The 21,988-nt window shown below is 71.4% G+C and carries 21 protein-coding genes; 10 read left to right on the forward strand and 11 right to left on the reverse strand.

All coding sequences use genetic code 11. The annotated features are described in order from the left end of the window. Window positions 1-19: 19 nt before the first annotated feature. The 5 genes from JKJ07_RS03355 (at window position 20) to JKJ07_RS51580 (ending at window position 5,919) form a co-directional block, all read left to right on the forward strand. Window positions 20-1,009 carry a GNAT family N-acetyltransferase gene (locus JKJ07_RS03355; RefSeq protein WP_307834104.1) on the forward strand — a complete coding sequence of 330 codons (990 nt, stop codon included), beginning with the start codon at window positions 20-22 and terminating at the stop codon, window positions 1,007-1,009. After that, window positions 1,006-1,926: a nitroreductase family protein gene (locus JKJ07_RS03360; protein WP_202989703.1), complete on the forward strand. Its 921-nt coding sequence runs from the start codon at window positions 1,006-1,008 to the stop codon at window positions 1,924-1,926. The genes JKJ07_RS03355 and JKJ07_RS03360 overlap by 4 nt, the downstream gene beginning before the upstream one ends. Window positions 1,927-2,117: 191 nt before the next feature. Continuing rightward, complete coding sequence (locus JKJ07_RS03365) at window positions 2,118-3,503, forward strand: alpha/beta hydrolase family protein (RefSeq protein ID WP_202989704.1); 1,386 nt, start codon at window positions 2,118-2,120, stop codon at window positions 3,501-3,503. 1,205 nt (window positions 3,504-4,708) lie between these two features. Beyond that, window positions 4,709-5,215 (forward strand): hypothetical protein, encoded by a 507-nt coding sequence (locus JKJ07_RS03370; RefSeq protein WP_202989705.1) that lies wholly within the window; start codon window positions 4,709-4,711, stop codon window positions 5,213-5,215. A 194-nt stretch (window positions 5,216-5,409) separates the two neighbouring features. Beyond that, the gene (locus tag JKJ07_RS51580) at window positions 5,410-5,919 is read left to right on the forward strand and encodes a TIM barrel protein (protein ID WP_202989706.1); all 510 of its coding nucleotides are present in this window, start codon (window positions 5,410-5,412) and stop codon (window positions 5,917-5,919) included. Here the strand turns inward: JKJ07_RS51580 and JKJ07_RS03380 are convergent. Both JKJ07_RS03380 and JKJ07_RS51000 read right to left on the reverse strand, forming a co-directional pair. Continuing rightward, entirely contained in the window at window positions 5,894-7,933 is a 2,040-nt protein-coding gene (locus tag JKJ07_RS03380) for an amidohydrolase family protein (RefSeq protein WP_202989707.1), read from the reverse strand. The genes JKJ07_RS51580 and JKJ07_RS03380 overlap by 26 nt on opposite strands. A 371-nt stretch (window positions 7,934-8,304) precedes the next feature. Continuing rightward, the gene (locus JKJ07_RS51000; protein ID WP_268919049.1) at window positions 8,305-10,446 is read right to left on the reverse strand and encodes a serine/threonine protein kinase; all 2,142 of its coding nucleotides are present in this window, start codon (window positions 10,444-10,446) and stop codon (window positions 8,305-8,307) included. Window positions 10,447-10,692: 246 nt separating this feature from the next. On the opposite strand from JKJ07_RS51000, the gene JKJ07_RS03390 reads away from it, so the two are divergent. From JKJ07_RS03390 to JKJ07_RS03400, 3 genes are all read left to right on the forward strand, one after another. Continuing rightward, the gene (locus JKJ07_RS03390; protein ID WP_236028210.1) at window positions 10,693-12,033 is read left to right on the forward strand and encodes a ricin-type beta-trefoil lectin domain protein; all 1,341 of its coding nucleotides are present in this window, start codon (window positions 10,693-10,695) and stop codon (window positions 12,031-12,033) included. 122 nt (window positions 12,034-12,155) lie between these two features. Next, window positions 12,156-13,184, forward strand: a complete 1,029-nt coding sequence (locus JKJ07_RS03395; protein ID WP_202989709.1) for a YncE family protein — start codon at window positions 12,156-12,158, stop codon at window positions 13,182-13,184. A gap of 46 nt (window positions 13,185-13,230) precedes the next feature. Then, the gene (locus JKJ07_RS03400; RefSeq protein WP_202989710.1) at window positions 13,231-14,046 is read left to right on the forward strand and encodes an aldo/keto reductase; all 816 of its coding nucleotides are present in this window, start codon (window positions 13,231-13,233) and stop codon (window positions 14,044-14,046) included. A gap of 200 nt (window positions 14,047-14,246) precedes the next feature. Here JKJ07_RS03400 and JKJ07_RS03405 read toward each other — a convergent pair whose 3' ends face one another. The 3 genes from JKJ07_RS03405 to JKJ07_RS03415 form a co-directional block, all read right to left on the reverse strand. Further along, window positions 14,247-14,819: a TIGR03086 family metal-binding protein gene (locus JKJ07_RS03405; protein WP_202989711.1), complete on the reverse strand. Its 573-nt coding sequence runs from the start codon at window positions 14,817-14,819 to the stop codon at window positions 14,247-14,249. An 80-nt stretch (window positions 14,820-14,899) separates the two neighbouring features. Then, entirely contained in the window at window positions 14,900-15,274 is a 375-nt protein-coding gene (locus JKJ07_RS03410) for an SRPBCC domain-containing protein (protein WP_236028212.1), read from the reverse strand. Next, on the reverse strand, window positions 15,271-15,609 hold the full coding sequence (locus JKJ07_RS03415; RefSeq protein WP_202989712.1) for an ArsR/SmtB family transcription factor: 339 nt from the start codon (window positions 15,607-15,609) through the stop codon (window positions 15,271-15,273). Before JKJ07_RS03415 ends, JKJ07_RS03410 begins: the two co-directional genes overlap by 4 nt. Before the next feature lie 85 nt (window positions 15,610-15,694). On the opposite strand from JKJ07_RS03415, the gene JKJ07_RS03420 reads away from it, so the two are divergent. Further along, window positions 15,695-17,311, forward strand: a complete 1,617-nt coding sequence (locus JKJ07_RS03420; RefSeq protein ID WP_202989713.1) for a phospholipase D-like domain-containing protein — start codon at window positions 15,695-15,697, stop codon at window positions 17,309-17,311. On the opposite strand, the gene JKJ07_RS03425 is transcribed toward JKJ07_RS03420, so the two are convergent. Both JKJ07_RS03425 and JKJ07_RS03430 read right to left on the reverse strand, forming a co-directional pair. Further along, complete coding sequence (locus JKJ07_RS03425; protein ID WP_202989714.1) at window positions 17,266-17,865, reverse strand: dihydrofolate reductase family protein; 600 nt, start codon at window positions 17,863-17,865, stop codon at window positions 17,266-17,268. The two genes, JKJ07_RS03420 and JKJ07_RS03425, sit on opposite strands and share 46 nt — an antisense overlap. A 66-nt stretch (window positions 17,866-17,931) precedes the next feature. Further along, window positions 17,932-18,771: a helix-turn-helix domain-containing protein gene (locus JKJ07_RS03430; protein ID WP_202989715.1), complete on the reverse strand. Its 840-nt coding sequence runs from the start codon at window positions 18,769-18,771 to the stop codon at window positions 17,932-17,934. A 29-nt stretch (window positions 18,772-18,800) separates the two neighbouring features. On the opposite strand from JKJ07_RS03430, the gene JKJ07_RS03435 reads away from it, so the two are divergent. Next, window positions 18,801-18,965: a hypothetical protein gene (locus JKJ07_RS03435; protein WP_202989716.1), complete on the forward strand. Its 165-nt coding sequence runs from the start codon at window positions 18,801-18,803 to the stop codon at window positions 18,963-18,965. Here the strand turns inward: JKJ07_RS03435 and bla are convergent. The 4 genes from bla to JKJ07_RS03455 all read right to left on the reverse strand — a co-directional run bounded on the left by bla (window position 18,925) and on the right by JKJ07_RS03455 (window position 21,962). Then, on the reverse strand, window positions 18,925-19,857 hold the full coding sequence (gene bla, locus JKJ07_RS03440) for a class A beta-lactamase (RefSeq protein WP_202989717.1): 933 nt from the start codon (window positions 19,855-19,857) through the stop codon (window positions 18,925-18,927). The two genes, JKJ07_RS03435 and bla, sit on opposite strands and share 41 nt — an antisense overlap. A gap of 379 nt (window positions 19,858-20,236) precedes the next feature. Next, the gene (locus JKJ07_RS49560) at window positions 20,237-20,437 is read right to left on the reverse strand and encodes a DoxX family protein (protein WP_307834118.1); all 201 of its coding nucleotides are present in this window, start codon (window positions 20,435-20,437) and stop codon (window positions 20,237-20,239) included. Between the two features lie 35 nt (window positions 20,438-20,472). Next, complete coding sequence (locus JKJ07_RS03450) at window positions 20,473-21,387, reverse strand: cation diffusion facilitator family transporter (protein WP_202989718.1); 915 nt, start codon at window positions 21,385-21,387, stop codon at window positions 20,473-20,475. Between the two features lie 80 nt (window positions 21,388-21,467). Next, window positions 21,468-21,962 (reverse strand): flavin reductase family protein, encoded by a 495-nt coding sequence (locus tag JKJ07_RS03455; RefSeq protein ID WP_202989719.1) that lies wholly within the window; start codon window positions 21,960-21,962, stop codon window positions 21,468-21,470. Between the last annotated feature and the right edge of the window lie 26 nt (window positions 21,963-21,988).

A 21,988-nucleotide genomic window follows, 5' to 3' on the forward strand; every position in this document is an offset into this window, starting at 1 on the left:
TGACTTCCAGTCGTTTCCCGTGCGGCTGCATCCCCGGGACCTGTATGTGCCCCTGCCGGCCCCGGTCATCGCTCGCCACAGCAAGACCGCTTCCCTGTACGTGGTAAGAGACGGCACCGGGCACGTGGTCGGCCGCACGAGCACCTACCGATACGGCACGTGCCAGCTTTTCGGGCACACGGAGTTCACCGACGACGACGCCGTTTTCGCCGCGCTGATGGACGTCGTGACTCAAGAGGCCGAGGGCCGCCCGCTCTTCGGCCCGGTGGCGTTGCTGCCCAACCAGACCGGCGGCGTCATCACCAGCGGCTTCGAGTCGCGCGGGTTCGTCGACTCGGCGTGGAACCCGGCCTACTACCCGGCCATGTACGAGCGGCACGGCTTCACCCGCCGCTTCGAGGCCGACACCTGGGCGATCGACGTGCCCGGATCGGCCGGCGCGTACCAGTTCGACGACAGCCGGATCGCCGCCGAGCAGCTGGTCATCCGGCACGGCACCCGCCGCGGCCTGCACCACCAGCTGCCGATCCTGCGTTCGATGCTCAACGCGAGCTTCGCCCAGCTCGGCTACTACACCGAGATCTCGGCCGCGCAACTCGCCGAGCAGACCGACGGGCTGGCCTTCCTGCTCGACGAGGGTCTGCTCGTCTGGCTCGAGAGGGCGGGCCGGCCGGTGGCCTTCGTCGTGGCCGTTCCGGACATCTCCGAGTTCCTGATGCGTACGGGTGGCAAGCTCGGCCTGCTCGACCAGGTGCGGCTGCTGGCCACCCGGTCGCGCTACCGCCGGGACGCGGTGCTGGTCATCAAGGGTGTCATTCCCGAGGCGCAGGGCCAGGGTTACATGACGCTGCTGAGCCGGGAGGTGCACCGCCACCTGGAGGCGAGCGGCTATCGGACGTTGCGCAGCACCTTCGTGGAACGGTCGAACACGGCTTCGGCCGCCTCCTACCGCCGGGCCGGTGGCCGGCCCCTGCACGGGTACACCTTCTACGAGCGGGGTGCGGCATGAGCTGGGTTTCCGTTCTGCGCGAGCGCGAGTCGCTGTTCCGGCGGGCGCCCAGCGCGCACAACACGCAGCCGTGGACGATCGACTACCGGGCCGACGAGATCGTCATCGGCGCCGACCCGGCCCGGTCGCTGCCCGATTCCGACCCGACCGGCCGGGACTTGGCGCTCGGCCTGGGCGCGTTCACCGAGACCTGCCTGATCGTGGCGGCCGACGCCGGCCTGTCCGTGGGCTGCGACCTGAGCGACCCGCGGCGGATCCGGCTGGTGCCGGCGGCGCGACCCTACGAGACAATCTTCCACCGCGCCGACGTCGACGCGCGGCGGGTCGCTCGGGGATCGTACGAGGAAGGCCTTTTGGATCTGGTGATTCTGGCCGCCCTGGAACCGGGGATCACGCACGTGCGCAGCCGCGCCCTGGCCGGTGACCTGGCCGTCGCCGACCGCTGGATGTTCGGCACCCCGCCGGTGGCCCGTGAGCTGCGCGACTGGCTGCGCCTCGACCCGCGCGACCCGCGCTATCACCGCGACGGGCTGACCGACCGCGCGCTCGGCCTGGGCCGGACCGAGGCACGAGTTCTGTCCGGCGCGCTGCATGCCTACCCGCTGACCCGCCGGCTCGGTCTGCCCCACTTGCTCGCGGCGAGCGGCCGAAACCTGCTCCGGTACGACGGCAGCGTGCTCGTGCTGACCGGCTCGGAACGCGACCTGCGGCAGTCCGGCCGCCGCCTGCTGCGCACGTGGCTGCTGCTGGGCCGCTTCGGGCTGGCCGTCCACCCGCTAAGCCAGCTGCTCGACTGCCCCGCCACCGCGGCCCGCCTGGCCGACCGGGTCGGCGCTACGCCGCTCGCCGTCTTCCGGGTCGGCCACCCGGTGCACGAGCCGGACCGCTCCGCCCGACTCCCCGCCTCCGCGACTTGACGCCGCCCTCCGGCCCCCGCCGGGCCGCTTCCTCGCCTCCTGCGACTTGACGCCGCCCTCCGGCCCCCGCCGGGCCGCTCCTCGCGGCTGCGTCTTGACGCCGCCCTCCGGCCCCCGCCGGGCCGCTTCCTCGCGGCTGCGTCTTGACAACGGTCGATGCCGGGCCTTGTATGTTACCGGGAGGTAACGCCATGATCCGGTGTCGTGCCGCAGTCGTCGCCCTAGCCCTGCTCGTGTCGATCTTCGCCGCTCCCGCCGCGCACGCGGCCGTCTGTGCCGCTCCGGCCCTCAGCTCGACCCAGCCCGGCTACCTGGTCGCCGATCCCGCCTGCAACCTCGACGGCACCCCGTTCGCCGCCCTGCCCGGCGCGAAGGTCCACACCGGCATCACCGGCGGCGCCGCCTACCGCATCGAGGTCCCCGGCGCCTGGAACGGCGGCCTGGTCGTCTTCGCCCACGGCTACCGCGGCACCGGCACGACCGTCTACGTCGACGATCCCGGCCTGCGCGCCCACTACGTCGCCCGGGGCTACGCGTGGGCCGCCTCCAGCTACGCCACCAACGGCTACGACGTCGGCCAGGGCGTACGCGACTCGGTCGCCCTGATCGACGTCTTCCGCCGCGTCACCGGCACCAGGGCCCGCTCGGTCATCATGTCCGGCGCGTCGATGGGCGGCCACGTCACCGCCGTCGCCATCGAGGAACATCCCCGCGCATTCGTCGGCGCCATGCCCTACTGCGGCGTCCTCGGCGACACCGCCCTCTACGACTACTTCCTCGACGCCAACGTCACCGCGGCCGCGCTCGCCAACGTCAAAATCGAGTTCCCCCGTACGCCGGACGCCTCCTACCAGCAACGCTGGCGCGACCAGGTAGGCCGCATAGTCCCCGCCCTCGGCCTGCCCACCGGCTCCACCCCCGCCGGCCGCGCCTGGTCCGCGGTAGTCGAACGCCGCAGCGGCGGCGACCGCCCCGGCTTCGACAGCGCCTTCACCTACTGGAACGCCGCCCCCTCCCTGCCCCCACTAGCCGACCTGCCGTTCCTGTTCGGCCTCTATCCCGGCCTGCAGGGCGGCACCGCCGGCATCGCCCCCGGCAACGTCACCGACAACCGCCACACGCTCTACCGCACCACCGACCGCCTGTGGCCCACCCCCGCCGAATGGCAACTCAACCGCGACGTCCTACGCGTCCGCCGTACGGCCTCGGCCGACCCCGGCCTCTCCGGCATCCCCCGCGTCGACGGCCGCCCACCCGTGCCAGTCCTCTCCCTGCACGACATCGGCGACCTGTTCGTGCCGCTCTCGATGGAACAGAAATACGCCACCGAGGCCGCCCGCAACGGCCGCTCCCACCTCTTCGTCTCCCGAGCCATCCGCGGCGTCGGCCACTGCGACTTCACGGCCCCGGAACTAACCGAAGCCTTCGACGCCCTCACCACCTGGATCCACACCGGCCACCGCCCCGCCGGCGACGCCATCCTGAACCGCCGGGCGGTCGCCGATCCGGCCTTCGGCTGCCCCTTCACCCGAGGCACCCACCGCAACTTCGTCGCCCCGCCATGCCCGAGTACCTAGCTGGAAGCGGTTCATGACCGAAGCCTCGGCATCGGCGTCACCACGAACCGGCCCCGGACCTTGGGTGCGACCGGGCTCACCTCCCTTCATTTCCGGCGTGTTGCCACCGCTTGGTTTCAGGCGAGCACCTGTCGACTTTTGTTGAGAGCAGCAGCCGAAGCGCCTCGAGACAATCACCTCTTGTGGTGCCTGGTCAGGACCGCTAGTGCGGCTTTCGAGGCGCAGACAGAGTGATCGCTAGGGAGTTCGTTCGATACCGTTAGAGCCGCATTTGGCGCCAACGTTGCAGGTCGAGGACCACTTCGACCGTTTAGGCGTGATCGAATGGTGCTCGACTCCGGTGCGCCATCTGAACTGTGAGCACGTGGCCACGCGGCTTGTACAACGCACTTGGTCAACACCTGGAGTCGGCACGGCTGACAGTGCGATCTGCGACTGCGCTCGGGTGCCGACGGTGGCGCCAGGGGCACAGAACGTGAAGACATCCGCCACCCCGCGGCTTGGCGGGGGGGCACGCAGTATGGCGCGCGTATCGACTCGGTCGGCTGGTCACGTCTGGACATCACAGCTAGCCGACTCCCGTACCGTCGCTCCTCGGACGAGGCCGCGCCTCGAGACCGTTGACGGCCTTTGCGGGTCTGCTCGGTCACCAGCATCGATGATGAGCGAGGTGTGCCGTCCAGGCTAAGTTTGCCCCGACGGCCAGGGTGTCGCCGGCGGCGTCCGTCGAGCACCTGGTCCAAGAGCCTGCCGGGTGCGATCGGTCGGCAAACACTCCCCGACGGGCACCTGAAACACGGCCCATGGCGCGCCGAGCCGGCCACTCCGAGAACTGCCTCTCCGCCTGACACGTGGCGGCGGGCACGCAGGGTGGACGTCGCGGATGTCAGCGGTCTTGGCGCCGATGAACAGGTTCGGCAGTGACCAGAGGACAGGTGAGTCAGGGCCAAGTGGGCGACACTCGCTGTCGGGATGGTGTTTGTGGGTGACCACCGGGAACATCCCGGTCGCGCGCTACGGCCTTGACGCCCGTGGTGGCCGCGGGAGACTCCCGGTTCTGTCCTATTGCGGTTGGGGGCTCGACGTGGCGTACGGAAATCCGGGTTTGACCGTTACGATTCCGTGACCTGATCACGAGAACTAAGGCGCCAGGGACCGCATCGCACCAAGTAACAGAGTCACATGAGCTATGAACGGGGTTTGAGATGCGTAAGTCCTTCCTGGTCGTTGGTGCCGCCGCCGTCGTCGTGCTGAGTGGGTGTTCCGGCGGCGTCGAGCGGGTCGACGGCGTGGCGGCGCCGGTTGCCGCGCCGGCCACGTCCGCTCCAGCCGCCACCGCCACCACCACGCCGCCGGCTACCACCGCGACGAGCCCGGCGAGTGCGATCTCCGCGCCCACCCGCCGGACGTCGAAGCCGACGGCCAAGGCCTGCCCGGTGACCAACGCCCAGCTGCAGAAGGCCCTGCGAGCCAAGCCCGACGACGGCGTGTTCCCCGACTCCACCTTCACGAAGATCGTCTGCTTCGAGGGGTACGCGGCGACCACGGTGCCCGAGCGGTCCAACTCCGACGAGTCGTACGTGGTCTGGAAGCACTCCGCCGGTTCCTGGTCGGTTCTGAGCAGCGGCACCGCCGACATCTGCCCAGGCGTCCCGGCCGACGTGGTCCGGCACTTCCGCGCGGCCCGTTACGGCGCCTGCGGCCAAGGCTAGGACAGAGCGTCGATAGGTGCTGCCCGGGCGGCCCGCCGGCCGGGGAGCACCGAGGCGAGTACGCCGGCCAGCAGGGCCACCGAAGGTCATGAGCCTTGACCGGTACGGTCACCGAGCCCGACGGTCCGGTCAGGGTCACCCGGGTCCCGTCCCGGACGCCGGCGTCGGCCAGCAGGTAGGGGCCGGCCAGCACGGTGTTCCGCGACGACGGCACCGCGATCGGCGCCAACGCCAGCGCGTCCGGGCCGGGGCTGTGCACGACGACGTCGGTGGGGTGCCCGCGCAGGGCGGCCCGGGCCCGTGTCGAGGGCAGCGCCGCCACGCCTTCGACCCCGGCCACCCCGGCGACGTCTCGGATCGTGCGCTCGGGCAGCGCACCGCTGAACACGGAAACCGTCACGTCCACCGGGAACTGTTCGCTCAGGTTGCGTTCCGACGTGGCGGTCATGCTCGCCGCGCCGACTTGCAGGGTGACCGCGGTGCTGGCCGAGGCGGGCTCGCTGGTCGACTACGTGCAGATCGCCGACGTGCCGGTCCGGAGTGAACCGGGCAGCGGAAGCCTCGACTGGCCCGCACTGCTGGCGACGCTGCACGACGCGGGCTATCGCGGGCCGATCGGGCTGGAATACGTCCCCGCCACCGACACGGTCGCGTCGGTGGCGGGGATCCGTGCTGTTGTCAGGAGCGTGCCTTCTCCCACATGACCGTGTACGCCTCGGCTCCGCTGAGCAGTTGGCGGCGGAGCTGGGCGGCGTCCGGGCCGGCCTGGTTGATCAGGTCGGTGATCCAGTCGGCGTACAGGCCGTACTGGGCCACGCCGTCGGTGTTGAGGTCGAAGGTGCGGGAGCCGTAGACCTGCTTGCTGACCCGGGTGCCGTTGGTCGCGGTGAACGGGTAGACCAGCGGGCGGGAGGCGGCGTCCTGGCGCGGGGCGGCCTGCGTGCCGAGGCCGTTGACGTCGGTGCCGACCCCGTAGCCGATGATCTTCGAGCCGTTGGCCAGCCCGTTGTTGGTGCGCCACTCCTGCAGGAAGGTGGGCGTGTCCTGGCCGTCGGGGGTGGCCGAGAACGCGTAACCGGCGACGAAACCGCCGACCCCGAGCATCCGGTTGATCATCGACGGGTCGGACCAGCTGTGCACCGACGCGACGCCCGGATAGTTCGCCTGCTGGGCCATGTCGAGCACGGCCGAGGCGGCCTTCACGCTCATGTGGTCGATGTGGATGATCATGCCGCGGTCCATCATCCGCTCGACCAGGTAGCGGCCGAGGTCGGTCAGGCCGCGGACGTTGCAGATCTTGCCGCTCGGGTAGACCGGCAGGATCGCGCCGGCCGGCAGGTTCACCCCGAGCTGCAGCAGCCGGGCGAAGTCGTCGCTGACGATCGGCTGCTCGTTGTCGGAGGGGCCGGTGCACGAGGTCGCCTGCCACCAGTGACCGGTGGAGATCAGGTTGCCGACGTTGACCGCGGCGCCGGTGACGCCCTCGTCGAAGCGGGTGCCGCCGAACGCGTTGTCGAACTTGTGCACGGGATAGAGGCCGCTGACGCCGATCGCGGCCAGCTCGTCGAGGCCCGCGTCGATCTGCGCCTTGGTGCACTGCGGCACGTCGTTGACCTCGCGGCAGCCGAAGATCTCGGAGTTCTCGACGCCGATGGTGACGGCCAGCTTGCCCTGGGCGGCGATCTGGCGCACCTGGGCCGGGGTGGTGGCCAGCCGGAACCAGCCCTTGCCGGGGCCGCCGCTGCGGGCGTCCACATAGTCCTGCATCTTGCGCAGATAGTCGGCCTGGGCCCGGATCTGGTCCATCTCGTCGCACGAGGTGTGCTCGAGGGTCAGCCCGCAGATCACCCGGTTGGCCACCAGCAGCACGTTGAGCACCCGCTGGCCGGACTGCCAGGCGCGCTCGAGGCTGCGGAAGTAGGAAGCCTCGTGCAGCATCGTGTCGTACTGCGGCCAGTCGCCGAAGGTGGGCCAGCCGTCCTCGGCCGAGTTGATCGGGTCGGTGCCCGCGATGATCGCCTCGAGCAGCGCGCCCCAGCCCAGGGTCGCGTGCGACGGGCAGCCCTTGAGCGCGACGGGGGCGCCGCCCGGGGCGTACGCGTCGCCGCAGTGCAGCGAGCCGCCGAACGCCTCGCCCGCGGTGATGTGCGCGTGGGCGTCGATCCAGCCGACCAGCTTGCCGTTGGCATCGACGCCCGGGGCCGGGGTGCCGGTGACGCCGGTGGCGATGTCGGGCACTGCGGCGCAGCCGGTGGCCGGGGCCAGCGCGACGGTCGAGTTGCTGTTGCCCGCGCCCAGCCCGCCGAGATAGACGCCGAGCTGCTGATTGGTCGCGGTGGAGAGGAAGCGGTACTTGCCGTCGGCGGCGCTCACGGTCCAGTCGGCCCGATCCCCGTACGAGTCACCGGCCCAGACCCAGCCGACCACGGTCTGATAGATCGGCTTGCCCGTGGCGTCGCGCAGCATGTACCGGCCGAGCTGCGTGGCCTCGAACCGGAACGGCTCGGCGCCCGACGCGGTGCCGGTGAAGCCGTAGCCGACGGAGTCACGCTTGACGTAGCCCTTCGACGTCGTGCCGTCGAAGACCTGGAGCGTCGCGCACAGACCTTCCAGGTCCTGCGCGGGACTCCAGGCCGGGGCCGCGGAGACGGGCGCGGGCGCCGCTCCGACAAGCCCGGCCACCAGTAAGGCCGCCGCCAGTTTGCGCCATCTCGCCACCGGTAAAACCCCCTCCGATTGATCACCGTCGGGCGAGTGTAAGAAGAGTCACACGCTATTCATAGATGTAAATGTGAAATTTTCTCTCAGCCGCACTCTCAACTGCACCAAGTGGCACATCAGGCCGAGGCGGGCGGCCTCGTGCCAGCGGTGCAGGGCGACGGCGGTCGCACGCGGCTAGGCCAAGCGGCGTTGACCAAGCAGCCTCATCAGGGCGCGGTGCCGAGCGACGGCGGCGGCGCTCTCGAGCGGGCCAAGCAGCACGTCGGGACGTGTGCCGGCCGACGGCGGCCGCGCCCTCAACCGGGCCAAGCAGCACGTCACGGCGCGGCGGGCCCACCCACAACCGGGGCCGAGTGGCGTGCCAGAACCTAGGCGACGGCCCTCGCGTCGAAGGCGGACCAGCCGCCCTCCTTCAGCAGTGCGCCGTCCTCGCTGCGCAGGGCCGTGTGGGCGCCCCGCACCTCGAACAGGCCCGAGTCGCCGGCCGGGGTCAGCGTCCACGCCTGGGTGGCGTCGCCCGGGCGGCAGGGTTGCATTCGCAGGACGGTCTCGCGGATGTCGGTGAGGCAGGTCGGCGTCCCGGCCGCGGGCACCTTGGGCGTGGCCACGATCTGGACCTGGTTCTGGTTCGCCTCGGAGCGCTTGCGCACGCGGGCCGGCTTGATGGTCATCCGGGTCGACTCGGTGACCCCGGTGCCGGTCAGGTCGACCGATCCGTCGGGGTGTGAGCGCAGGTGGTGGGAGCCGCCCGAGTCGGCGGTGAGGGTGATGACGACCGGGACGCCGAGGGCGACCCCGAGGTTTTTCAGCACGGACACGTCGGCGTCGACGAGCTTGGGGCCGCTGGGGGCCACCGTCGACGGTTTCGGGGCGGCGGGCGCCGATGTGGACGCCGGGGGCTCGCCGCGGTCGACGAGGGTGTATTTGTCGGCGTACCGCGGCTCGCCGATCTCCTCGACGCTCGTGCGCCGGGCCTGCGCGTTCCACTGCAGGAACCCGTAGTCGTTGCCGATGCTGAAGGCGGGCCGCCCGGCGGCGTCGCGGCCGGCCTCGATGAGCGAGAACAGCGTGGCCTTGGTCGGGGTGCACGCCGTGCCGACCAGCGGGGCGATCGGCTCGTCAGGGTCGATCTTGACGCCGAGGCAGACCGGCGCGGCGGCGTACCCCTCGTTGGTCAGCGACTGAATCATGTAGTCGACGCCCACCGGCTCCAGCACGAACTGCGAGCGCGAGCCCGTGCCGTCGGAGAGCTCCAGCTCGGCGGGGGCGTCCTCCAGCATGAAGAACCGGTCGGACTCGCTGAGCTGCATCGAGAAGCGCCGGTTGCCGGCAAGGATCGCGGTGAGCGGGTCGACGGGGGCCGGACCCGACGACGCGGCGGGGCCGGCCGCGCCGGTCGAACCGGTCGCCCGGTTCGCGCTCAGCATGTGCCCGCCGACCAGGCCGGCGGTCAGCAGCGTGGCCAGGGCCACCCCGGCCACCGCCCACTGGCGCACCCGGCTGCCGGCTTTGCGGTGCGGCGCCGGCTCCGGGGGCAGGGCTGAGCCCGGGGGCAGGGCTGAGTCCGAAGCGTGGGCTGAGTCCGGGCCCCGGTCCGGGTACGGGTGAGGGGTCCGGGCCGAAGTCCGGGCCGGGGCCGGCACGATGTCGGCCGGTGGAGGCGGCACCGGCATCGGCCGGACCGCAGCCCGGGTCGGGCCGTCCAGCAGCAGGTCGAGCAGCTCGCGGGCGGTCGGCCGGTCCCGCGGATATTTGGCCAGCGCGGCCTCGACCACACCGCGCAGCGGCTCCGGCACACCCGAGGTGTCCGGCTGCTGGGTCAGGATGCGCATCGCCGTCACGGTCGGCGACTCCCCGGCGAACGGGGTGTGACTGGTGGCCGCGTAGGTGACCACCGCACCCCACGCGAAGACGTCGACGGCCGTGGTCACCTCGGCGCCGAACGTGGGGTCGAGCCGCTCCGGCGCCATGTAGGCCACCGTGCCGACCATCTGATCGGTGCTGGTGTGCCGGCTGGTCGCCTCGAAGGCCCGGGCGATGCCGAAGTCGATCACTTTGATGCCGCCCAGGGCGAACAGCACGTTGCCCGGCTTGAGGTCGCGGTGGATGACCCCGGCGCCGTGGATCGCGGTCAGCGCGGTGGCCACGCCGACGGCCACCCCCTGCAGGGCGGCCCCGGAGAGTGGGCCCCGCTCGTTCACGTACGCGGTCAGTGACGGGCCGTCGACGTACTCGACCACCAGGTACGGCGGGTCGTGGTCGGGGGCCGCGTCGAGCACCGCGGCGGTGGAGAACGGTGGCACCTGCCGGGCCCGGCTGACCTCGCTGCGGAAGCGGCCGCGGAACTCGGGGTCGTCGGCGAACTCGGGGCGGACCATCTTGATCGCGACCAGGCGCTCGTCGGGCGCACGGGCCAGAAAGACGCTGCCCATGCCGCCCTGGCCGAGCCGGGCGATCAGGTCGTAGACCCCGAGCCGAGTGGGGTCGCCGGGACGCAGCGGCATGCTCATGATGTGGTCAGAGCCTGTTCTGTCAGCGGACCCGGCGAAGACTACCGACGCCCCGCCACAGCAGCAAACGGACCACCCCGTCCCGGCCGCGGGGATCGGCGAGGTGCGATCGGGAAGATCGACAGTAATAATTTCCTGCAAAGTTGACCAGTGGTAAAAAAGTTTGTTCACATCCATTGACGGGCGTCGACGGGCAACCGGATGCTGTGGGCACTCCCCCATCCCCTTTCCCCGAGGATGTCCCCGATGGCCCATGCCCTGATACGCCGTACGCTCCACGCTGCCGCCGCCGCCGTCGTCGCCGCCACCGGGCTCGTCGCGGCCGGCGTCACCACGGCCGCGCCCGCCCAAGCCGCCGTCACCTGCGGCGTGCTGTTCGACGATTTCTCGTACGCCTCCGCGTCCGACCCGGCGCTGGCCCAGCGCGGCTGGCACATCCGCACCAACGCGGGCGGCCCCGGCGTGCCCGGCGCCACCTGGTCGGCCGGCAACGTCTCGTTCCCCACGGTCGACGGGCAGACGGTCGCCCGCCTGCAGGCCACCACCAACGGCACCGGCGGCGGCACGACCCACGCCGAGATGTCGCTGTCGGACCGGCGCTTCTTCGAGGGCACCTACTTCGCCCGGATCAAGTTCGCCGACACCCCCGTCTCCGGCAACGACGGCGACCTGGTCAACCAGACCTTCTACACGATCTCGCCGCTGCGCTACGCGATGGACCCGATCTACAGCGAGCTGGACTTCAGCGAATATCTGCCCAACGGCGGCTGGGGCGCGGCCGGCCCCACCAACTTCCAGACCACCTGGTACACCTACCAGCCCGACCCGTGGGTGCAGGACCGCCAGTACAGCAGCCAGAGCCGCAGCATCGCGGGCTGGCGGGACGTCATGGCGACCGTGGCCGGCGGCGAGGTCCGCTACTACATCGACGGCCAGCTGGTCGGCACTCACGGCGGCAAGTTCTACCCCCGGCAGAACATGTCGATCGACTTCAACCAGTGGTTCATCGACCTGACCGGGCACAGCGGCGCCACCAGCGTCTGGCACGAGAACATCGACTACGTCTTCCACGCCAAGAAGCAGGTGCTCACCCCGGCCCAGGCCAGCGCCCGGGTCAACGCCTTCCGCGCGGCCGGCACCCGGCACACCGACAACGTGACCGCGGACAACAGCTGCACGCCGACCGACACTCCTCCGGCGGGCGGCACGACCCGGATCGCCAGCAACTGGAACAACAAGTGCATCGACGTGCCGAACTGGAACTTCGCCGACCGGCAGCGCGTGCACGTGTGGGACTGCACCGACGGCACCAACCAGAAGTGGCAGTTCGTCGATGGCACCGTCCGCACCGAGAACAACAAATGCCTGGACGTCGCCGACGCGGCCACCAACGACGGCGCCGCCGTGCAGATTTACACCTGCAACGGCACCGGGGCCCAGCAGTTCGTCCTGAGCGCGGCCGGTGACCTGGTCAACCCGCAGGCCAACAAGTGCGTCGACATTGCCGAGTGGAACCCGAACAATGGCGCCGTCCTGCACCTGTGGACCTGCGTCGGCGGCGCCAACCAGAAGTGGCGCCGCGCCTGATTCCGTCCCGGGAACGACCCGGGAACACACTGCCCCCGATCCGACACGGTCGGGGGCAGCCCCGCGGGCACGGCCGTGTTTGCCTGGAGCGACCTGCTCATTTCGTCCACGGGGGACTCCGAATGCGCAAACCAGCACTGTTACTCACCGCCCTGGTCACCGGTCTCGGTGGCCTGCTCGTCGCGCCCGCCGCCGCCCAGGCCGCGCCGGTCGTCACCACGCTGCCGTTCGCCAATCCCGCCGACGTCGTCTCGTCCGGTGACCGCGTGTTCATCAGCGGCGGCCGCGACGAGAAGCAGATCGTCGTCACCGATGCGGCCGGCACGATCACCGCCACCGTCGACGGGCTCGACGGCCCCACCGACCTGGAGCTCAGCCACGACCGCCGCACCCTCTACGTGGCGTTGCCCCGGGCCAACGCGATCGCCGCCTTCGACACCCAGACGCTCGTGCTGTCGGCACGCTATCCGACGGGCGCCGGCACCTGCCCCGACAAGCTGGCCTTCGGCGGGCGCCACCTGTGGTTCGGCTACGGCTGCGAGGCCTGGCAGGGCGAGGTCGGCCGGGTCGATCTGGCTCGGCCGTTCTCCGTCGTGGCGACCCGGCTGACCGGCATCTCCTTCTTCACCCCGCCGCTGCCGGCCACCGCGGCGCGTAACGGGAGTGTGCTCTTCGTGGGCCAGCAGAGTCTGAGCCCCTGGACGGGATACTCGTTCGCGATCGGCGCCACCGGCGCGTTGACCAAGGTCAGCCAGACCGATCACGGCTCGGTGGGCTCCGACCTCTGGGACGCGGCCCTCGACCCGACCGGCGAGACCGTGTACACCGCGAGCAGCACGCCGTCCGCCGCGCAGTCGTTCGTGACGGCCGCCCTGACCAAGGCCGGCCGCACGTACGACACCGGCGCCGGGCCGAACGCGATCGAGCTGAACCCCGGCGGCTCACGCCTCGCCGTGGGCAGCGATGCCCCGTACGGGCCCGATGTCTTCGTCTTCGGCGTGGGCGGCACCGCTGTGGCGCGGTTCGAGCTCGGCACCATCCTGCGGCCGGGCGGCCTGGCCTGGGCTCCGGACGGCCGCCGGCTGTACGCGATCGGCACCGCCCAGCTTCACGTGCTCCCCGTCCCGGCCGGCGTTAGCGTGGGCGCATGACAGTAGGCCACGTGCTCCCCGTCTCCGGCGACGTTAGCGTGGGCGCATGACAGTAGGCACGGAAACGAAGACTCTCGCCGACGGCACCGCGATCCCCGTGCTCGGGCTCGGCGTCTGGCAGGTGCGCGACGGCCGCGATTGTGAGGACGCGGTGCGGTGGGCGCTGGAGGCGGGCTACCGCCACATCGACACCGCCCAGGCGTACGGGAACGAGGGCAGCGTCGGCCGGGCCGTGCGCGACAGCGGCCTGGCCCGCGACGAGGTCTACGTCACGACCAAGTTCAACCCGAGCCGGCGCGATCCGGTGGCCGAGCTGGAGCGCAGCCTCGAGCGGCTCGGCCTCGACGCGGTCGACCTCTATCTGGTGCACTGGCCGGCGGGCGGCCCGACGTGGGCCTGGAAGGGCATGCAGCGGGCGCACGAGCTCGGCCTGGCCCGGTCGATCGGCGTCTCCAACTTCAGCGCGGACGACATGGCGGCCGTGCTGGCCGGGGCGGACGTCGCGCCGGTGGTCAACCAGGTGCAGTTCAGCCCGTTCGAGTTCCGGCGGGGTCTGCAGGAGGTCTGCGCGAGCCGGGGCGTGGCGCTGGAGGCATACAGCCCGCTGGGCACCGGGCGGCACCTCGACGACCCGCAGATCGCCGGCATCGCCCAGCGGCTCGGCCGCAGCCCGGCCCAGGTGCTGATCCGCTGGTCGCTGCAGCGCGGCCTGATCGTGCTGCCGAAGTCGACCCACCGGGAGCGGATCGCCCAGAACGCCGACGTCTTCGACTTCACTCTCGCTGACGAGGACCTGGCCGTGCTGGACGGGCTCGACCGTACGGGCGGCACGGACAGCGCCCTCGAGCGGCCGTGGTGGTGATCAGCCGGCGTCGCGGCGCAGCCACTCGCGTGGGGGCATGCCGTGGGCAGCCGAGCCGGCGGGCGACGAGAGAAGGCGGGTGCCCGTACCACATCAGGACGCGCCTCGGTCATCCACGCGACCGTGGGACCCGGCCCGCGCCGGGGGCGAAGTGACGAGGCACACGAACACGGTAGGTGCCCCGCCGCGCCCGCAGGAAGTTATGCCGTCCAGAACGGGTCGCGGCCGATGAAGCCCAGCAGCCGGGTCTGCCCGTCGGCGCCGGCCGGCACGGGCACCCGGGGACCGTACTGCCCGGAGTTGCGGATCAGTTCCTCCATCGGCTCCATGCCGGTCACGAGCAGCTCGGCGTAGTCCGCGTCGAGCCGGTCGTCCTGGCCGGTGGCGCGGGCCAGATCCCACGTGTGCATGAAGACGTCGGTCGTGTAGAAGCGGTCGATCGCCTGGTCCAGCGGCAGTTCGCCGGTGTGCGGGTTGGTGAACTGCCGCGTCGGCGTCGCCGGATCGTCCAGCACCGCCTGCACCCCGTCGGCGTGGACCTGCCAGGCGGCCACCGGATCCTCGTCCACGCCCGGGCCGCGGGGCAGCTCGATGCCGGTGCCGCCGGCCAGGAAGCCGGGGAACCACTCGACGAGGTGGCGCACCACGTCGCGGGCGGTCCAGCCGGGCACCGGCGCGGGGGCGTCCCACACCTTGGTGGCGCGGACCCGCTCGGTGAACGTGCCCGCGATCGTGCGGTGCCGCTCGGCGGCGGTCAGGTCAGCCAGCGTCATTGCTCAGCATCCTCTCCAGTTTGCGATATCCGTCCTGCACGCCGATCTCCATGCCGCTCTTCAGCCAGCTGTCACGCGACTCAAAGCTGTCGACCAGCGACTGCGTGCGGAGCCGGGTGCGGCCGTCGCCGAGCTCGTCGAACCACAGCGTGTTGAGCGCCACCCCCGTCGGGATCGCCCTCGTAGGTGAAGGTCTGCACCAGGCGGTCGGGCCGGATCTCGTGGAAGCACCCGCGGAAGGCCCACTCCTCGCCGTCGCGCTCCGAGACATACCGAAAGCTTCCCCCCGTACGGGCGTCCCAGTGCTCGATGCGGGTCCGCAGGCTGTCGGGGCCGATCCAGCGGGCGAACAAATCGGGCTCGGTGTGTGCCCGCAGCAGCCGCGCCGGGGTGGCTTGGAACTCGCGGGTGATCCGGATGATCGGCAACGCCGGATCCGCCTCGATGTGGGTCATGGGCCGGGCTCCTCGTCGTCCATCTCGGCCAGCACCCGGTCGAGGCGCTGGTAACGCTCCTCGGCCCGGCGCCGGGCCTGCTCGAGCCACCCGTCCAGCTGATCGAGCGAGCCGGGCTCGAGGCGCACCGGACGCGGCTGGCGTCCCGGGGGCCGGCTCACCACACCCGCCTCCTCCAGCACCCGCAGGTGTTTGTAGACGGCCTGCAGGCTCATCGCGTACGGCTCGGCGAGCTGGTTGACCGTGGCGTCGCCCCCGGACAGGCGGGCCACGATGTCGCGCCGGGTCGGGTCGGCCAGCGCCGCGAACGTCCTGGACAGCGTGTCGGCGGGCATCGGCGACCCTTTCAACTCATCGGTTGAAAGACAAGCTAGCCGTACCGGGGTGACGGCGCAACCGGTTACCGGCTTTAATCTGCGCATGCCGCACGCACCATCGCTGACCGAGCTGATCTGCCGCTACCTGCCCGCGGCGACCGAGGCGTGCCCGACCTTCACCGAGAATTCGCTGTTCGAGCCGATCATCGACGGCGTCACCTACTTCACCGAGCTGGCCGGGCACATGGCGGCCCTCGGCCCCGACGACGCCGTCTACATCGCCAGCTATCAGGCCGACCCGCAGCTCGACCTGACCGGCCGGATCGCCGGCGAGGCGGGCTACCGGCCGTTCACCGACGTGCTCGCGGAGAAGGCGGCCACCGGCACCGACGTACGGATCGTGTTGAGCGCGGCCGAGTTCTCCGGCGGCATCCCGTGGCTGCCGTTCGGGCCGTTCCGAGCGAACACCCTGGCCGCGCGGGTGATCCGGGCCTGGAAGCCGTCGACCGCCGACGACGCCGTGACGCCGCTGGAGAACCGGGTGCTGCTCGACTGGTCGGGTCCGATCCTCGGCTCCAACCACCAGAAGCTGGTCGTCTTCCGGCACGAGGGCGTCCTCACGGCGTACGTGGGCGGTCTTGATCTGTCGCCGACCCGGTTCGACCACTCGCCGCACCACCGGCTGAAGCTCGGCGCCCACCGGTGGGGCTGGCACGACGCGGCGGCCCGGCTGCACGGACCGGCCGCCGTACGGGTCTGGGAGACTTTTCAATTCCGCTGGCAGAACAGCGCCGCCCTGCCGCCGCGGCGGATCGCCAAGAACCTGCCGCCGGAGTATTTCCACCTGCCCAGCGGCGAGCTGACCGAGCTCAACCCGATCGACCCGCCGCTGGTCGTGCCGCCCGTTCCCGAGCAGCCGGAGCACCCGGCGGAGGGCACCGCGGTGCAGGTGGTGCGGTCGTATCGGCCGTGGAGCCTGTATCGCCACCGCGGGCTGCGCCGGCTGCGCCCGGCCAACGTCGTGCGGGCCGGCATCCAGGAGATCTTCCACTCGATGACCACCGCGATCGGCGCCGCGGAACGCTACATCTACCTCGAGGACCAGTATTTCCACGAGGCGCCCGGCGGCGACCCCCGCTTCCAGCTGTACGGCCAGTTGCGAGCGGCGGCCCGGCGCGGCGTGAAGATCATCCTGGTCGGCTCGGGCCGCAAGGACCCGGCCGACGGCGGCGACAGCACGGTCCACCCGGTGATCACCCACGACCTGCGGTGGCGGGTGCTGGCCCGGCTGCCGGTGGCCGCCCGGCGCAACGTGGTCATGTATCGGGTCGACAACCTGACCGTGCACACGAAGCTGATGCTGATCGACGACGTGTTCGCCAGCATCGGGTCGGCCAACTTCTTCAGCCGCTCGATGGTCGGCACCGACAGCGAGATCACGTCGACCTTCGTCACCACCGGCCCGCTGGTGCGCGACCTACGCGTACGGCTGTGGGCGGAGCACCTGCGGACGCCCCTGGACGCGGCGCTCACCCCGGCCCTGGCCGACCTCGACACCGCGCTGGGCATCTGGCGCCGCGAGTGGCTGCCGGCGGGGCATCCACCGGAGACCTGGCGCCGGCCCGGGTCGCCGACCGGTTTCGCCCCGGCCGAGTGGGCCCTGACCCCGGCCCGCTACTCGTCGTCGGTGTTGCGCCGGGAGACGCGCCAGCGCAGGTGAAGCACGCGGTCGCCCTGGATCACCACGTCGGGGTCGTCCAGGAGGTGCTGCCGGTCGACCGGTCCGAAGAAGCGCTTGCCGGCGCCGAAAACGACGGGGGCGACGTCCATGCGCACCTCGTCGACCAGGCCCGCGGCCAGCGCCTGACCCCCGACGTCACCGGCGGCGACCTCGACGATGCGGTCACCCGCCAGCTCCTGCGCCTTGGCCACGGCGGCCTCGACGCCGCCGACGAAATGGAACGGCGCCTCGGCGTCCCAGCCCTCGGGCGGCGGCCGGTGGGTCACGACGACGACGTGCTCGACCCCACTCGGCGGCTTGCCGTCCCAGCCGTCGGTCAGGTCGAAGACGTGGCGGCCGGCGATCGTCACCCCGATCTGATCCCAGTACGACCGGGTGTAGTCGTAGGACGGCTGTGCCACCTTGAGCCCGCTGCTCTCGTCCAGCGGGACGTCACCGCTGGTCAGCCAGTCGAACAACGGCCCGGGCTGGTCGTTCGCGTCGGCGATGAAGCCGTCGACCGACACCGAGCCGTACATGACCACCTTGCCCACGGGGCGCTCCTCTTGCGTTGGGTGCACCCAAATTAGCGTGTCGCGAGCGGCCGCTCTTGTAAGAAATCAATCGGCCGGCAGCGGCCAGCCGTCCAGCATGTGACCGGGATGTTCGCGCAGGAAGCGGCGCCGGACCTCGACGTACCGGGTCGGCGTGAGCCCGGTGAACGCGCGGAACTCGTGGCCGAAATGGGCCTGGTCGAAGTAGCCCGCTCGGCAGGCGACGGCACCCCAGTCGACCGGTTCGGTGGGGTCGATCGCGAACACCGTGGCGGTAAAACGGTGCGTGCGAGCCAGCCGCTTCGGGGTGACGCCGACGAGCTCCTTGAACCGCTTGGCCAGATGAGTGCTGCTGACCCCGGCGGCCTCGCTCAGGTCACCGATCGCCACGCCGCCGCCGGTCGCCGCGAGGACGCTGCTCGTGTGGCGGACCAGCCTTAGACCCGCGGTCTCGCTCAGCCGCCGGATCAGCTCGTCCTCCAGCAGCGTCAACATCTCGTCCGGGCCGGGCGCCGAGGCCAGCCTGTCCCGCAGCTCGGCCACGGCGGGCCGGCCCCACACCTGCTCCACCGTTACCGGCCGGTCACACAGCTCGGCCGCGGGCATCGGCAGGAACGGCGCCGGGCCCCACGGCTTGAAGTGCACCCCCACAGACCGCGTACGGGGTGGGTAGCCGAACTCGTACGCCCGCGTGGGCATGGTGATCACGCAGCCGTCGGCATACTCGGCCGTCGCGAGGTCGGCGCCGCCACGGATCCGGAACGGCGCCCCGAGGTTGATTTTGAGCAACGCCGTCGGCGCGGGCGGCAACGTCAGCCGCGCGTACGGCGGCGCCCCCTCCAGGTAGTAGAGGTCGTCAATCAGCCCGTCCAGCGGCGGCCGCGGCTTCCGGGACACGTACTCCATGCGTACAGCATGGCTGGTGGCGTTCCCCGGTGCGCTATGTCCTCGGGGCGGTGATCGCGGTTGTCGTGGTGGCGGTGCTGCGCGCCATCTGGAAGGGCACGCTTTTCCTGCAGGCCGCCCTGCCGGTGCCGGAGCGGACGGCCCGGCGCATCGTCACCGACCTGCTGGGGATCGTCCTTCCGCAGGTGTCGTGACACTCCTCAAAGCGGCGAGGACGAGCCTGGTCGCCTCGGCGATCAGCGCGTCGTCCGACTTCGCGTCCGGCGTGCCGCGGTCCGACTGGACGGCGATGACGAGCGGTGCGCCGGTGGCCGGCCAGACGACGGCTATGTCGTTGCGGGTGCCGTAGCCGCCGCTGCCCGTCTTGTCGCCGACCCGCCACCCGGACGGCACGCCCGCCCGGACGTACGGGTCGCCGGTGGTGTTGCCGACCAGCAGCTCGGCCATCTTCTGCCGCCGGGCCGCGGGAAGCGCATCGCCGAGCACGAACCGGCGCAGGTCGGTGCCGAGCGCCCGCGGCGTGGTGGTGTCCCGCCTGTCCCCCGGCACGGCCTCGTTCAAGGCCGGCTCGGTGCGGCTCAGGTCGGTGGTGGCGTCGCCGAGTTCGCGCAGTTCGCGCTGCAGACCCTCCGGGCCGCCGACCTCCTTCAGCAGCAGGTTGGCGGCCGTGTTGTCGCTGTGCTGCACGGCGGCGGCGATCAGGGCGTCGACCGTCATCCCGCGGGCCACGTGCCGCTTCGTGACGGGCGCCCACTCCAACAGGTCACCCTCGCCGTACTGCACGACCCGGCGCAGGTCAGCATCGGACAGGCGAGCCAGCAGGACCCCGGCCAGCAGCGCCTTGAAGGTCGACGCGTGCGCGAACCGCTCGTCCGCCCGAAAGGCCACCGTACGGTCGGTGCCCGTGTCGACGGCGTGCACCCCCAGCCGCGCCCCGAACCGCCGCTCAAGCTGCTCAAAGGGCCGGGTGTCGACGGCCGCCCTCGAAACGGCAGCCGACGGGGCCGCCGCCTCCTCCAACTCGCCGCCGCAGCCACCCAGCAGCGCGCCGACCAGGAGAACCCCAACGATCCTCATGTATCTCATGCCCCGAGGATGCTATCCGCCACTCGCAGGTCCCAACCCGGGCAGCCCACACCCTCGTACGGCGTAGGGGTTGGCGCGTAGCGAGAAGCGCCGGGCCGCCCCGCCCGTCGAGCCACCCTCTAAGCGCCGCAAGAGACGGTGACCCGGCGCGGTCAGCGACGGCGTCGACGGTTGTCAAAGCGGTTGTCCAGCCTCCCGGAGTAGTGCCCACGGGCGACGGTAACGGACGAGCGAGCGTGAGTAGTGCCGCGCCGCCGTCGGTTGTCAGGGCGGGGAGGCCGTGCTGGTCGCGGGCAACGGTCGACATTTCCGGCGGGATCATCACGTAGCTGAGGCCCTGGGTGAGGTTGGAGCGGCCTGGTCCACGGTCCTTCGGTCATCAGGCGGACCGGCCGATCGCGACCGTCGCCGCCAGGGCCAGGAACAACAGGTTGACGATGATCGGCTTGGACTCGCCGCGGCGCAGATGGACGATCGCGGCCCCGGCCATCAGGAGCACCAGGCCGACGGCGGCCAGCGGGACCAGCACGGGCACGATGTCGAGCGCGGCCGGCAGCACGAGCCCGACCGCGGCCAGCACCCCCGACAAGCTCCGCCTGTGGCGCTGAATCCCCGTCAGCGGTGGGTCGGGTGCTCGTGGTCGGCGTGCCCGGCCGGTTCGAGCTGGAACGTCGAGTGTTCGACGTCGAAGTGGCCGGCCAGGCAGGTCTGCAGCGAGTCGAGCAACTGCGGGGCGTGGCCGTCGTGGAAGCAGGAGTCGTCGACCACCACGTGCGCGCTGAGCACCGGCAGCCCCGAGGTGACCGTGAGCACGTGCAGGTCGTGGATGTCCTTGACGTGGTCGAGACCGGTGATGTGGGCCCGGATCTGGTCGAGGTCGATGTCGGCCGGCGCCGTCTCGAGCAGGATGCTGACCGCCTCGCGCAGCAGCTTGACCGCGCGCGGCACGATGATCAGGCCGATCAGCACCGAGACCATCGGGTCGGCCCGGGTGAAGCCGGTCCAGGCGATCACGGCGGCCGCGATGAGCACCCCGACCGAGGTGGCCGTGTCGGTCGCGACCTCCAGGAACGCGCCCTTCATGTTCAGGCTGGCCGAACGGGCCCGATAGAGCAGCGCGACCCCGATCAGGTTGCCGACCAGGCCGATCACGCCGAACAGGGCCATGCCGCCGGGCTCGACGTCGGCCGGGTCGACCAGGCGGCGGATGCCCTCGATGAACACGTACACACCGATGCCGGACAGGATCAGGCCGTTGACCGCCGCGGCCAGGATCTCGGCGCGGGCCCACCCGAACGTGCGGCGCCCCGAGGCCGGCCGGGCCGCGAGCAGGGTGGCGCCCAGGGCCAGCGCGACACCACCGGCGTCGGCCAGCACGTGACCCGCGTCGGCCAGCAGCGCGAGGCTGCCGGTGACGATCGCGCCGACCACCTCGACGGCGAAGATGCCGACGGAGATGGCCAGCACCCCGGCCAGCAGCCCGCGGTGGCTGCCCGTAGCGGTGTGCCCGTGGTCGTGCCCGTGACCCATCAGTTCGGCCCGCAGCCGTGCGGAAGCATGTTCACATGCGCACTCTACTATGTGTCAGGGGCCGGCGGCAAAGGACCCGCTCAGTCGCCGGAGTGCAGGCGGCGGTAGCGGCTGCCGTGGAAGACCAGCGGCGCGGTCAGCGGGTCGGCGTCGAGGTCGTGCACGCGCAGCAGCACGATGTCGTGGTCGCCGGCCGGGATCTCCTGCTCGATCGCGCAGTCGAGCCACGCGCTGGCCTCCTCGATCACGATCGCGCCGTCCGGGCTGGTGCGCCGGGTCAGCCCGGCGAACCGGTCGGCGCCGCGGGCGCTGACCCGGCGGCAGATCTGCTCCTGGTGCGCGCCGAGCACGCTGACCCCGACCCGGGCCGCCTGCCGCAGCCGCGGCCACGTGCCCGAGGTGTGGGCCACGCACACCGACACCAGCGGCGGGTCGAGCGACACGGACACGAACGAGCTGGCCGCCAGGCCGAGGGGCACGCCGTCGACCTCGGCCGCGACCACGGTGACCCCGGTCGGGAACGAGCCGAACACTTGGCGCAGACGGGTCGGTTCGAGGGCTGACTGCATGGTCATCCTGCGCTCCTTCGTCGGTGTGACTG

The sequence above is a fragment of the Paractinoplanes lichenicola genome (assembly GCF_016785085.1).
Taxonomy (GTDB): domain Bacteria; phylum Actinomycetota; class Actinomycetes; order Mycobacteriales; family Micromonosporaceae; genus Actinoplanes; species Actinoplanes lichenicola.